We start from the raw sequence: 12,671 nt of genomic DNA on the forward strand, positions 1-12,671 counted from the left end.
GAGCAAGGCATGGCAACGCCACTGTTTCGCAAGATCGCCATCTTTGGCGTTGGCTTGATCGGTGGCTCTTTCGCGCTGGCGCTGAAGAAGGCCGGCGCCGTCGTGCAGATCGTTGGCGCCGGACGTACCCGGCAGTCCCTCGAGCGTGCGCGCGAGCTCGGCATCATCGATGCCTACACCACATCGCCGGCCGAGGCGGTCGACGGCGCCGACCTGGTGCTGATCGCAGCGCCCGTGGCGCAGACCGGCGCGATTCTGGCGTCCATCCAGCCCCATCTCGCGCCCGGCACTGTGGTTACCGACGCCGGCAGCACCAAGACCGACGTGGTCGTTGCGGCGCGCGCCGCGCTGGGCAGCAAGATTGCCTGTTTCGTCCCCGGCCATCCGATCGCGGGACGCGAGCAGAACGGGCCGGATGCCGCGCTTGCCGACCTGTATGTCGGCAAGAAAGTGGTGCTGGCCGCCTTGCCGGAAAATGCCGTCGGCGATGTCGAACGGATAGCCCAGGCGTGGCGACACTGCGGAGCGGTGATCCATGCCCTGAGCCCGGAAGAGCATGACCGGGTCTTCGCCGCGGTCAGCCATTTGCCGCATCTGCTGGCCTATGCCTTGGTGGACGACATTGCCCGCAAGCCGCATGCCGACCTGCTGTTCCAGTATGCCGCCAGCGGTTTCCGGGACTTTACCCGCATTGCCGGCTCCTCGCCGGAAATGTGGCGCGACATCACGCTGGCCAACCAGGACGCGATGCTGGTCGAACTCGATGCCTACCTGGCACAACTCCAGCGGCTGCGCACCATGCTGGCCGCTGCCGACGGCGCCGCGCTGGAAGCGGTGTATGCGAACGCGCAGAAAGCGCGGCACGACTGGATCAGCACCATCGAAGCCGCGGAAAAGCAAACAAGACAAGGCGGTGACTGATGAAGCGCTATCCCCATACACTTGACCTGCAGCCGGCTATCCATGCCGCCGGCACGGTCAGGCTGCCCGGCTCGAAAAGCATCTCCAACCGTACGCTGCTGCTGGCCGCGCTGGCCGAGGGCACGACCGACATCCGCGAATTGCTGGCGTCCGACGACACCCATGTGATGCTGATGGCCTTGCAAAAGCTGGGCGTGCGCTGGGAGCAGGCCGGCGAGAGCCAGGATTACACCGTGCACGGCGTGGCAGGCGCATTTCCAACCCACCAGGCCGACCTCTTCATGGGCAATGCCGGCACCGCGATCCGGCCGCTGACGGCGGCGCTGGCGGTCAGCGGCGGCGACTACACGCTGCACGGCGTGGCGCGCATGCATGAGCGGCCCATCGGCGACCTGGTCGACGCGCTCAATGCGGTTGGCGCCCGGATTGCCTATACCGGCGAGGTCGGCTATCCGCCGCTGCATATCCAGCGCGGCATGATCCATACCCACCGCATGGCGGTGCGCGGCAATGTGTCCAGCCAGTTCCTGACTGCCTTGCTGATGGCCGCGCCGCTGATGGCTCGCGAGCAGCCGGTGACGATCAACGTGGTCGGCGAGCTGATCTCCAAGCCCTATATCGAAATCACGCTGAACCTGATGCGCCGCTTTGGCGTCGAGGTCGAGCGCGATGGCTGGCAATCCTTCACGGTGCCGGCCGGCGCGCGCTATGCCAGCCCGCGCAGCATCCATGTCGAGGGCGACGCTTCCTCCGCCTCCTATTTCCTTGCCGCCGGCGCGATCGCGGGCGGCCCGGTCAGGGTCGAGGGCGTGGGGCGCGACAGCATCCAGGGTGACCTGCGCTTCGTCGAGGCGCTGGAGCAGATGGGCGCGTCCATCAGCATGGGCGAGAACTGGGTTGAGGCGCGTTCCAACGGCGTACTCAAGGCGATCGACGCCGACTTCAACCACATACCGGATGCGGCAATGACGATTGCGGTGGCCGCGCTGTATGCCGACGGCCCGTCGACGCTGCGCAATATCGGCAGCTGGCGGGTCAAGGAAACCGACCGCCTGACAGCCATGGCCACCGAGTTGCGCAAGCTGGGCGCCGAAGTGGAAGAGGGCGCCGATTACCTGCGGGTGACACCGCCGGCCACCATCCTTCCGGCGGCAATCGATACCTACGACGACCACCGCATGGCCATGTGCTTTTCCCTGGCTTCGCTGACTGGCCAGGCACGGCGCGGCAGCCGCATCCGCATCAACGATCCGAAATGCGTCGCCAAGACCTTTCCCGATTATTTCGACGCCTTTGCATCGATCACCAAGGACGAGCTGTTCTAATGCCTGGCCATCCCATTCCCGTTATCGCCATTGATGGCCCCACCGCTTCCGGCAAGGGCACGGTGGCGCACCGCGTCGCCGACCGGCTGGGTTTCCATTACCTGGACTCCGGCGCGCTGTACCGGCTGACGGCGCTGTGCGCGCTGCGCCAGGACACCTCGCTCAAGGATGAGCATGCGCTGGCCAAGCTGGCCGAGCACCTGCCGTGTTCCTTCGTCGGCGAACATATTTACCTGGGCAAGGAAGATGTCAGCCAGGCGATCCGCAAGGAGGAAGTCGGTAACACCGCCTCCCGCATCGCCGTGCTGCCCACCGTGCGGCATGCGCTGGCCGGCCTGCAGCTGGGCTTTCGCAAGCCGCCCGGACTGGTCGCCGACGGGCGCGACATGGGCACGGTGATCTTTCCCAATGCACAACTCAAGGTTTTCCTCACCGCAAGTGTGGAAGCTCGTGCGCAGAGGCGTTATAAGCAATTGATTGAAAAAGGTTTTGCTGCTAACATGGCCGACCTTCTTCAAGATTTGACTGAACGTGACGCGCGCGACGCCAACCGTTCTATAGCACCCCTCAAACCTGCCGAAGGGGCATACCTGCTGGATACTTCCGACATGAGCGCCGATGAGGCCGTCAGTCAGGTTCTTAACTGGTACGCGGCTGTAAAGAAAAGGCATGACGCCGGTTGAAAATCGCACGTTCCGGCGGCATTTAGGAAGTTCTGGCAGTACCTGGTGCCGCGCATGATCCAAGCCCTGCGCGGTGTTGAAAAACCTTAACCCAGATGTTTCGCATGTCGCGTTGCACTGGCTAACCCCAATCTAACCTATGTCTACAGTATTAATGTCCCCTGCGTCCGGAACTCCTGGAGCAGACAGCTTCGCAGCTCTGTTCGAGGAATCGCTGTCGCGTCAAGACATGCGCTCGGGTGAAGTGATTTCCGCCGAAGTCGTGCGCCTCGACCACAATTTCGTGATCGTCAACGCCGGCCTGAAATCCGAAGCGTTCATCCCCATCGAAGAATTCAAGAATGACAACGGCGAACTGGAAGTCAATGTTGGTGACTTCATCTCCGTTGCCATCGAGTCCCTGGAAAACGGTTTCGGCGACACCATCCTGTCGCGTGACAAGGCCAAGCGCCTGGCATCCTGGCTGTCGCTGGAAAAGGCGATGGAATCCGGCGAGATCGTCACCGGCACCGTCAACGGCAAGGTCAAGGGCGGCCTGACCGTTCTGACCAACGGCATCCGCGCCTTCCTGCCGGGCTCGCTGGTCGACACCCGTCCGGTCAAGGACACCACGCCTTTCGAAGGCAAGACCCTGGAATTCAAGGTCATCAAGCTGGACCGCAAGCGCAACAACGTCGTGCTGTCCCGCCGCGCCGTCATCGAGGCATCGATGGGCGAAGAGCGCCAGAAGCTGATGGAAACCCTGAAGGAAGGCACCGTCGTCACCGGTATCGTCAAGAACATCACCGACTACGGCGCGTTCGTTGACCTGGGTGGCATCGACGGCCTGCTGCACATCACCGACCTGGCATGGCGTCGCGTGCGCCATCCGTCGGAAGTGCTGTCGGTTGGCCAGGAAATCACTGCCAAGGTCCTCAAGTACGATCAGGAAAAGAACCGTGTTTCGCTGGGCGTCAAGCAACTGGGCGACGATCCGTGGACCGGTCTGTCCCGTCGTTACCCGCAGGGCACCCGTCTGTTCGGCAAGGTCACCAACCTGACCGACTACGGCGCGTTCGTGGAAGTCGAGCAGGGCATCGAAGGCCTGGTGCACGTTTCCGAAATGGACTGGACCAACAAGAACGTGGCACCGAACAAGGTTGTCCAGCTGGGCGACGAAGTCGAAGTCATGGTTCTGGAAATCGACGAAGAGCGTCGTCGTATCAGCCTGGGCATGAAGCAGTGCAAGCCGAACCCATGGGACGACTTCGCCATGACCCACAAGAAGGGCGACCGCGTCTCCGGCGCGATCAAGTCGATCACCGACTTTGGTGTCTTCATCGGCCTGCCTGGCAACATCGACGGCCTGGTGCACCTGTCCGACCTGTCCTGGACCGAAAGCGGCGAGGAAGCCGTGCGGCGCTTCAAGAAGGGCGACGAACTGGAAGCCGTGGTTCTGGCCATCGACGTCGAGCGCGAGCGTGTTTCGCTGGGCGTGAAGCAGCTGGAAGGCGACCCGTTCAACAACTTCGCGGCCATGAACGACAAGGGTTCGCTGGTTAACGGCACCGTCAAGTCGGTGGAGCCGAAGGGCGCCGTGATCCAGCTGTCCGAAGAAGTTGAAGGCTATCTGCGTGCATCCGAAATCTCCCGCGACCGCGTGGAAGATGCCGGTACCCACCTGAAAGTCGGCGACAAGGTCGAAGCACTGGTGATCAACATCGACCGCAAGGCTCGCAGCATTCAGCTGTCGATCAAGGCGAAAGACAATGCCGAGACTCAGGAAGCCATGCAGAAGATGGCTGTCGATTCGAACGCGGCTTCGGGCACTACCAGCCTGGGCGCGCTGCTGAAAGCGAAGCTCGACAACAAGCAATAAGGTCGTAATCGATGACTAAGTCGGAATTGATTGCCCGTCTGGCCGAACGTTATCCGCAGCTGGTTGCAAAGGATGCGGATTACGTGGTCAAGACGCTGCTGGATGCGATGGCCGATGCGCTTGCCACCGGGCAACGCATTGAAATCCGGGGATTCGGCAGCTTTGCGCTGAATATCCGGCCTCCGCGCACCGGCCGCAATCCGAAGTCAGGCGACAAGGTGATGGTGCCCGAGAAGCGGGTGCCGCACTTCAAGCCAGGCAAGGAGCTGCGGGAGCGGGTCGACGCCATGGTTGGGCAGCCGATCAAGGAAGATTGAGTCATTTGCGGCACAAGAAAAACGGCATTCTCGGATGCCGTTTTTTTTCGCGTACAATTTCGGCTGTTTTTGGCCCGGAAGACAAGGAATCCCGGACATGAAGTTCTTATCCCGCATCGCTGGCATTGTCCTGTTCGTCCTGTTTTTCGGCTTCGCACTGAAAAACACCCAGGAAGTCGCACTGCGCTTTTTTCTTGGCTACGAGGTCCATGCGCCCCTGGTGCTGATGCTGCTGGCCTTTTTCGGCGGTGGCGCGGTGCTGGGCGTGCTGGCAATGATGCCGACGCTGCTGCGCTATCGTCGCAGCCAGGTGCGCCAGAAAACCGTCGCCACGGCCGCGCCCGCCGGCCACGAGGCGCAAACAACCGGCCAGCCGGCGCATCCCGACGCTTATTGAGCGACTTACACCGAGAGCCGGCCGCCGAGCCGCCTCCGAATAACAACAGATGAATCCGCATGGAATTTGAAACCTGGTGGCTGCTTGGCATCCCGATCTTCTTTGCCTTGGGCTGGATTGCCGCCCGCGTCGATATCCGCGAACTGGTGTCCGAGTCGCGTACCCTGCCGACGGGGTATTTCAAGGGGCTGAACTTCCTCCTCAACGATCAGCCGGATAAGGCCATCGACGCCTTCATCGAGATCATGAAGCTCGACCCCGAGAGCATCGAGCTGCATTACGCGCTGGGCAACCTGTTCCGGCGGCGGGGAGAAACCGAGCGCGCCATCCGGGTCCATCAGAACCTGCTTGCCCGGCCGGACCTGCCGCCCGAACACCAGGCGCAGGCCCAGTATGAGCTGGGACAGGATTACCTGAAGGCCGGCTTGCTGGACCGCGCGGAAGAGGCGTTCAACAAGCTCGTCGCCTCCAATTATTCGGTGCAGGCCCGCCGCGCGCTCCTGGAAATCTATCAGCGTGAAAAGGAATGGACCCGCGCCATCGAGGCAGCCCGTGGACTGCAGGAATCCGGCGCCGGCAGTCGGCAAAAGGAAATTGCCCAGTTCTATTGCGAACTCGCGCAGGATGAACTGGTGCATACCCATCCGGACGCGGCATTGGTCATGCTGGAAAATGCGGTTGCCGCGGATCGCAAGAATGTGCGCGCTACCATGCTGATGGGCGATGTGCACTTGGCGCGCGGCGACACCGAGGCGGCTCTGCTGACGTGGCGCCGGGTGGAACAGCAAAGCGTGCCGCATGTAGCCCTGGTGGCACAGCGCCTGATGGACGGTTATCGCTTATTAGGGCGGCCTCAGGAGGGCGTCAGCCTGTTGAAATTTTATCTGACGGAAGCGTCGTCGATCGATTTGCTGGAAGTGGTCTACAAGGCGGTTTTGGAACTGAATGGCGTGGAAGCGGCCAACCAGCTGGTGCGTGACGAACTGAAGCGTACTCCGACCTTGCTGGGACTGGACAAGATGCTGGAAGCGCGAATGATGAGCGCCCCGGCAGAATACCAGTCGGATCTGGCACTGGTGCGCAATCTGGTTCATGGCTATGCCCAGAAGCTGGCGCGGTACCAGTGCAGCCACTGCGGTTTCAAGGCGCGGCAGTTCTATTGGCAGTGTCCGGGTTGCAGCCAGTGGGAAACCTATCCGCCGCGCCGCACCGAAGAATTGAATGTAATGAACTGAGCAGACTATTCCATGACTCCTCCATCGATGACGCCGTCCGAACATGTACCGGCCCCTGCCGCCCTCCATTCCGCCCGCCTGCTCATTGCCGGCGACATCATGCTGGACCGCTACTGGTTTGGTGAAGTCAGCCGCATCTCGCCCGAGGCGCCGGTCCCGGTAGTGCGTGTGCAGCGGCGGGAAGAGCGCCTTGGTGGCGCGGCCAATGTAGCGCGCAATGCCAGTGCGCTCGGTGCGCAGACTGGCCTGATGGGCGTGGTTGGCGAGGACGAAGCGGGTGCTGCTGTCGAGCGCATGCTGAAGGAGACCGGCACGGCAAGCTATCTGAACCACGATACAGCGATTTCAACCATCATCAAGCTGCGCGTCATCGGTCGCCAGCAGCAGTTGCTGCGCATCGATTTCGAGGAAGCGCCGAGCGACATCGTGCTGCGCGACAAGCTCAGCAAGTTCAACGCCCTCCTGCCCGAGTACGACATCGTGGTGCTGTCCGACTATGCCAAGGGTGCCCTGGTCAATGTCGCGGCCATGATCAAGGCCGCACGTAGCTTGGGGAAAAAGGTGCTGGTCGACCCCAAGGGCGATGATTTTTCACCCTATGCGGGCGCTTCTCTGCTTACGCCGAACCGCGCTGAACTGCAGCACATTGTCGGCAGTTGGAAGACCGAGGAGCAACTGACCGTCAAGGCCCAGAACCTGCGGGCAGAACTCGCCCTGGAAGCGTTGCTGGTGACGCGCTCGGAAGAAGGCATGACGCTTTATACGGCAGGCGGCGTCAGGCATTTCCCCGCGATGGCACGCGAGGTGTATGACGTATCCGGCGCGGGTGACACCGTGATTGCTACCCTGGCCAGCATGCTGGGCGCCAAGGTGCCGCTGGAGGACGCAGTGGAGATCGCTAACCGAGCAGGCGGTATCGTGGTGGGCAAGCTGGGTACAGCGACTGTCACCCGGGAAGAATTGTTCGGGTTCTGAATGCCGCTGTGTCAACCGTGGATGGCTTGAGCCGTTAAGGCGGGCAGGCATGGATCATGTCCGAATCACCTTTGTCGTTTGAAGTGCTTTCGGGAAATTCTTATGTTCAAAAAAGTCCTGTTGTCTCTCGTCTTCTGCCTGTCCGCCATGGGTGCCGCCTTCGCGGCCGATGTGGAAATCAACAAGGCTGATCAAGCCATGCTTGACGGCGTCAAGGGTATCGGTCCGTCACTCTCCAAGGCCATCGTTGAAGAGCGCAAGAAAGGCGATTTCAAGGACTGGTCCGATGTTGAAAAACGGGTCAAGGGCGTCAAGGAGAAAAAGGCCGCAAAACTGTCCGAAGCCGGGCTGCGCGTTAATGGGCAGGCAGTCGGAAAGACTGCGGCAGCACCGGCGGGCAAGCCTGCCAAGAAAGACGAAGCGAAGAAATCCTGAACGAATCGTTGCCTGCTGCACCAGCCCCGCCAGTGCGGGGCTTTTTCATGGTCGAGGCTCTTTATTAGCGCTGAGGGCTTTCTGCGGCCGCTGGCGTCTCCGATTAGAATGCTGTTTTACTTAACGTGGATGCACACCACCATGCAATATCCCACCATCGAAGACACCGTAGGCAATACCCCCCTGGTCCAGTTGAAGCGTATCCCAGGAGAAGAGGCTGCCCGGCGCAACAATGTCATTCTGGGCAAGCTGGAGGGCAATAACCCCGCAGGCTCCGTGAAGGACCGGCCAGCGCTCGCCATGATCAAGGGTGCCGAGGCGCGCGGCGACATCAAGCCTGGCGACACGCTGATTGAAGCAACCAGCGGCAATACCGGCATCGCGCTGGCAATGGCCGCCTCGATGCGCGGCTACAAGATGGTGCTTCTGATGCCCGAGAATCTGAGCCTCGAGCGGCGCCAGAGCATGGCGGCCTATGGCGCCCAGATCATCCTGACACCCAAGACCGGTGGCATGGAATACGCCCGCGACCTCGCGGAGCAGATGCAGAAGGAAGGGCAGGGCATCATCCTCGACCAGTTTGCCAATCCGGATAACCCGCGCTCGCATTACGAAACGACCGGCCCGGAAATCTGGCGTGATACCAGAGGCGGGGTTACCCATTTTGTCAGTGCGATGGGCACGACCGGCACGATCATGGGTGTATCGCACTATCTGAAGGAAATGAACCCGGAAGTGCGGATCATTGGCGCGCAGCCGGAGGAAGGGTCGCAGATCCCCGGCATCCGTAAATGGCCGGAAGCGTATTTGCCGAAAATCTTCGACCGTTCAAGGATCGATCAGGTGGAGAACGTCAGCCAGGCGGCAGCGGAGCATATGGCGCGCCGCATGGCAGTGGAAGAAGGAATTTTCTGCGGGATTTCTGCTGCTGGTGCCTGCGAGGTGGCCTTGCGCGTGTCGCAGACGGTGGAAAACGCCACGATTGTCTTCATTGTCTGCGATCGTGGCGATCGTTACCTCTCTACCGGTGTGTTTCCCGCCTGAGGACGGCATCCAGTCTTCAAAGCGGATTACTCGTCCGAAGCAGCGTCGGCCGTGGCGCTTTTCGGCTTGAACTGCTTGTCGCTGATGCGGAATTTTTCCCGCCGGTCGCCCATCAGGATGCGCAATTCGCGGATGGTGAGATCGCTCACTTCATGCATACGGATAAGGAGCGATGCACCCACCGGCAGACGGCGATGCCGGATCTTGCTGATCACGGGAGGGGCCACTTCAAGAGCGCGGGAAAGCGCCGCATCATTTTTCAGATTCAGCCTTTCGATCAGCGAGTCCAGAAGATTGTTCGGATCGTAACCGACCGGCTCATTAAGCAGGCTGGCAGGTTGTTCATGGGGATTATTCATGGTCGGGATGACTTCCACGGTACTAGGTCAAGGACGAGAAAGGCGTTAGTGACGCTGCACGTCTTTCCGGTCCACAAAGCGCCAGTATTTAATAAACTGACAATTCGTTAGTGCAATATGCCAACAGATAATTTCGTGCAGACGCGAAGTTTCTCAAAAAAATAGAAAAAAAGAAATAATTTTTCCACTGAGAAACCGAGTGCTGTTCTCCTGATGAGCTCAGCGTTAGCTCTGGCGGGGAATTCTATCCAAGGCTTTAATCGTTGTCACGAAAAGTGGATGAGTATTTTGCAATCGTGCTTTAAATTGCAAGATATTGATTAATATGGGAATCGACAATTCTTTTACCGCACAAAACCATAGATTCTTTCAATCTCGTTCGTTTTTATTGAATAAGGCATTCCAGCCTTTTTGACCAAGCTTTTCCAGTGTGGAAATATTCCTCTTGTATATGTCATCGGGATCCGGATACGCTGCGACAGCTCTTTCGATACTGTCCTCACGCAGCAAATGCAGGATGGGATAGGGCGAGCGGTTGGTGAAATTGCTGATGTCATCCCGGTGGGTATCGGCAAACTGGTAGTCGGGATGGAAGCTGGCAATCTGAATTTCTCCCTCCATTCCCATGCTGGACAGGATCAGTTCGGCAATGCCAAGGAATTCATTGTATTCAGCGAAATCCTGCAGGATCCAGGGATGGATCAGCAGGGTGGTGTCGGTCACTGCAGGGTCGCAGTCATGCAGGTGCTGCAGTTCCTGCGTCAGGTCCCTAACCAATTGCTCCGGTTCAGTCGCTTCGCTGACGGTATAGCGGACCTGGCCGCGGTGATGAACCGCCTTGGCAAAAGGGCAGAGATTGAGCCCGATCACGGCGCGCTCCAGCCAGGTTGAAACTGCATTGATTACCTCCTGATGCGAGCCGGAATGAGTGGTCGTCATGTTTTTTGATGCGAGAAGAGCCGCGCATGCCTTTTGCACTGCGCTGATCGGCTATTCTTGCGCTCCTTGGAAAATGTTTGAAATGTTTGGACTCGAATTATGGCCTTGAAGTCGACGATTTATAAAGCCGATCTGCAGATTGCGGATATGGATCGGCATTACTACCAGGATCACAGCCTGACGCTGGCGCGGCATCCTTCCGAAACCGATGAACGCCTGATGGTAAGGCTGCTTGCCTTCGTGCGGCATGCCAATGAATCGCTGGTGTTTGCGAAGGGCCTGTCGGATGTCGACGAGCCGGATCTCTGGCAGAAGGACCTGACCGGCGCGATCGACCTGTGGATCGACGTTGGCCAGCCGGATGAGCGTCGTATGCTCAAGGCCTGCGGACGCGCCAGCCAGGTCGTGGTCTACAGCTACAGCAGCACCAGCGCCATCTGGTGGGGGCAGATGGGGAACCGGGTGGAGCGCGCGCGCAATCTGTCGGTCTATAACCTTGCCAGCGAAACCAGCCTGGCGCTGGAAGCCATGGCCAACCGCAGCATGCAATTGCAATGCACGGTACAGGATGGCCAGATCTGGATCAGCAACGGCAGCGAGCCGCTGCAGGTCGACTTCACGCTGCTCAAGGCGCCCGGTTAGCCTGCCTGTGCCGTCTGGTGCTGCGCCGGCTGCCAAGCCAGACACAGGCCAGTGCCGGAACGCCGAGCGCAACGGCGGCCAGCAGATCCCAGGCGCCATCGCCGACGAGGCCGGCGATCAGGCCCGCAAGCGTCGAGACCGCAATCGCAATGGGCCAGCCCCACATTTGCAGGAGCGAACGCTTCATTGGTTTTTCCCGGAAAGCAGGGGCGGTTGCGCTGCCACGTCGCGCGGCATGCCGCCCGGTTTTGCCAGCCTGCTGTTTTCCATCGTGCGGACCCCACGCCGCAGCCATAGATAGAGTCCGCTGCCAAGCACGATGATGGTGGCGATATCCAGCAGAGCCCAAAGTATCTGCATTGGCGTGCCGCCGTAGTCGCCGAAGTGCAGCGGCTGCGACAGCAACAGCGCAGTCACGTACCAGGGCAGGGCGCGGCTGTCGGTCACCTGCGCGGTCCGGGCATCGACCAGCACCGGCTTGAACAGGCGCGCTGTCAGCGGCGATTCACCACGCAGGAAGACGCCGTAATGATGCGGACTGGAGAACGTGGTGCCGGGGAAGGCGATGAAGCGGATCTTCATTTCCGGCTCCAGTGCCATCGCCGCATCGACCGCCGCCTGCAGCGAACCCATGCGCGCCGGTGGCGGCAGTCCCTTGTACCGGGCCGTCATCTCGCTGACCTGGTCGGAACGCCACAGGTCGATCAGCGGGTCGGCCAGGGTGTTGATGATGCCGGTCAGCGTGACCACCGATGCCCATGCCAGCGTGACGATGCCCAGCATGTTGTGCATGTCCAGCCAGCGCGTGCGCGGCGTGTGGTCGCGTCGGACCGTGCCGAATGCCAGCTTGCGCATGAAGGGCGCGTACAGCACCGCGCCGGACACGATCGCCACCATCAGCAGCACGCCCATGAAGCCCAGAAACAGGGTGCCGGGCAGTCCGGCAAACAGGTCCACATGCAGGCTGTGCATGATGTGCATGAAGCCTTCGTCCAGCTTGGGTTCAGCCAGCGGCTGGCCGGTGCGGGCGTCTACCGCAACCTGTTTCAGATCCTTGTCCGAGGTTGGCGTATCGGCCAGCGTCACGTACCAGACCCGGTCGTCGTCCGGCTCCTGCGACACAAACATGCCCTGCTTGCCGGGATAGCGGGCGATCGCCGTTTCCATTACCCGGTCCAGGCTGATGCGCGGCGTTGCTATCGGCAGTTGGGGCGCTTCCACCTCGGTGCCCAGCAGGTGGCCGATTTCATGATGGAAGATCAGTGGCAGGCCCGTCAGGCAGAGCAGGAGCATGAAAACCGTGCAGACCAGGCTGCTCCATTTATGGATCAAGGACCAGCGGCGAATGGCAGTGGGTGTCATTGAGTTTTGGAAATTTTGTGTGCGTTCACCGCAACATCGGCAATAAAAAGTGATTGCCAACATGAAATACGTTCATGCAATAATAATCATTCTCATTTACATTTACAATTGTTGCTTCACTAACCAGGTCAACTTTCATGCCCGCTTTTCAGTTTCGACGTTCCAGAATCAGCCTTGCC

General features: G+C 60.2%; 15 protein-coding genes. 11 read left to right on the forward strand and 4 right to left on the reverse strand.

Annotated elements, in window-relative coordinates; genetic code table 11:
* Nucleotides 1-9: 9 nt before the first annotated feature.
* The 10 genes from KTQ42_RS01935 to cysM all read left to right on the forward strand — a co-directional run bounded on the left by KTQ42_RS01935 (nt 10) and on the right by cysM (nt 9,190).
* Nucleotides 10-921: a prephenate dehydrogenase/arogenate dehydrogenase family protein gene (locus KTQ42_RS01935; protein WP_217343968.1), complete on the forward strand. Its 912-nt coding sequence runs from the start codon at nt 10-12 to the stop codon at nt 919-921.
* On the forward strand, nt 921-2,246 hold the full coding sequence (aroA, locus tag KTQ42_RS01940) for a 3-phosphoshikimate 1-carboxyvinyltransferase (RefSeq protein ID WP_217343969.1): 1,326 nt from the start codon (nt 921-923) through the stop codon (nt 2,244-2,246). The genes KTQ42_RS01935 and aroA overlap by 1 nt, the downstream gene beginning before the upstream one ends.
* Nucleotides 2,246-2,929: a (d)CMP kinase gene (gene cmk / locus KTQ42_RS01945; RefSeq protein ID WP_217343970.1), complete on the forward strand. Its 684-nt coding sequence runs from the start codon at nt 2,246-2,248 to the stop codon at nt 2,927-2,929. The genes aroA and cmk overlap by 1 nt, the downstream gene beginning before the upstream one ends.
* Before the next feature lie 139 nt (nt 2,930-3,068).
* Nucleotides 3,069-4,787: a 30S ribosomal protein S1 gene (gene rpsA / locus KTQ42_RS01950; protein WP_217343971.1), complete on the forward strand. Its 1,719-nt coding sequence runs from the start codon at nt 3,069-3,071 to the stop codon at nt 4,785-4,787.
* 11 nt (nt 4,788-4,798) lie between these two features.
* Nucleotides 4,799-5,104: an integration host factor subunit beta gene (locus tag KTQ42_RS01955; protein WP_194712875.1), complete on the forward strand. Its 306-nt coding sequence runs from the start codon at nt 4,799-4,801 to the stop codon at nt 5,102-5,104.
* Between the two features lie 97 nt (nt 5,105-5,201).
* The gene (locus tag KTQ42_RS01960) at nt 5,202-5,501 is read left to right on the forward strand and encodes a LapA family protein (protein WP_217343972.1); all 300 of its coding nucleotides are present in this window, start codon (nt 5,202-5,204) and stop codon (nt 5,499-5,501) included.
* 59 nt (nt 5,502-5,560) lie between these two features.
* Nucleotides 5,561-6,736 (forward strand): lipopolysaccharide assembly protein LapB, encoded by a 1,176-nt coding sequence (lapB, locus tag KTQ42_RS01965; protein ID WP_217343973.1) that lies wholly within the window; start codon nt 5,561-5,563, stop codon nt 6,734-6,736.
* A gap of 27 nt (nt 6,737-6,763) precedes the next feature.
* Nucleotides 6,764-7,711 (forward strand): D-glycero-beta-D-manno-heptose-7-phosphate kinase, encoded by a 948-nt coding sequence (rfaE1, locus tag KTQ42_RS01970; RefSeq protein WP_217346776.1) that lies wholly within the window; start codon nt 6,764-6,766, stop codon nt 7,709-7,711.
* A 102-nt stretch (nt 7,712-7,813) separates the two neighbouring features.
* The gene (locus KTQ42_RS01975) at nt 7,814-8,146 is read left to right on the forward strand and encodes a DUF655 domain-containing protein (RefSeq protein ID WP_217343974.1); all 333 of its coding nucleotides are present in this window, start codon (nt 7,814-7,816) and stop codon (nt 8,144-8,146) included.
* 141 nt (nt 8,147-8,287) lie between these two features.
* Nucleotides 8,288-9,190, forward strand: coding sequence for a cysteine synthase CysM (gene cysM, locus KTQ42_RS01980; RefSeq protein WP_217343975.1), 903 nt, complete (start codon nt 8,288-8,290; stop codon nt 9,188-9,190).
* A gap of 26 nt (nt 9,191-9,216) precedes the next feature.
* Here the strand turns inward: cysM and KTQ42_RS01985 are convergent, their stop codons facing one another.
* Both KTQ42_RS01985 and KTQ42_RS01990 read right to left on the reverse strand, forming a co-directional pair.
* The gene (locus KTQ42_RS01985) at nt 9,217-9,549 is read right to left on the reverse strand and encodes a hypothetical protein (RefSeq protein ID WP_217346777.1); all 333 of its coding nucleotides are present in this window, start codon (nt 9,547-9,549) and stop codon (nt 9,217-9,219) included.
* Between the two features lie 369 nt (nt 9,550-9,918).
* A complete protein-coding gene (locus KTQ42_RS01990; protein ID WP_217343976.1) occupies nt 9,919-10,488 on the reverse strand; it encodes a DUF1415 domain-containing protein in 570 nt (189 codons plus the stop codon).
* A 99-nt stretch (nt 10,489-10,587) separates the two neighbouring features.
* Between KTQ42_RS01990 and KTQ42_RS01995 the strand changes: the two genes are divergently transcribed.
* The gene (locus KTQ42_RS01995) at nt 10,588-11,130 is read left to right on the forward strand and encodes a YaeQ family protein (RefSeq protein ID WP_217343977.1); all 543 of its coding nucleotides are present in this window, start codon (nt 10,588-10,590) and stop codon (nt 11,128-11,130) included.
* Here KTQ42_RS01995 and KTQ42_RS02000 read toward each other — a convergent pair.
* Together KTQ42_RS02000 and KTQ42_RS02005 are read right to left on the reverse strand one after the other, a co-directional pair.
* Nucleotides 11,114-11,317 (reverse strand): hypothetical protein, encoded by a 204-nt coding sequence (locus KTQ42_RS02000; RefSeq protein ID WP_217343978.1) that lies wholly within the window; start codon nt 11,315-11,317, stop codon nt 11,114-11,116. The two genes, KTQ42_RS01995 and KTQ42_RS02000, sit on opposite strands and share 17 nt — an antisense overlap.
* Nucleotides 11,314-12,492 carry a PepSY-associated TM helix domain-containing protein gene (locus tag KTQ42_RS02005; protein WP_217343979.1) on the reverse strand — a complete coding sequence of 393 codons (1,179 nt, stop codon included), beginning with the start codon at nt 12,490-12,492 and terminating at the stop codon, nt 11,314-11,316. Before KTQ42_RS02005 ends, KTQ42_RS02000 begins: the two co-directional genes overlap by 4 nt.
* Between the last annotated feature and the right edge of the window lie 179 nt (nt 12,493-12,671).

The sequence above is a fragment of the Noviherbaspirillum sp. L7-7A genome (assembly GCF_019052805.1).
GTDB lineage: Bacteria > Pseudomonadota > Gammaproteobacteria > Burkholderiales > Burkholderiaceae_D > Noviherbaspirillum_A.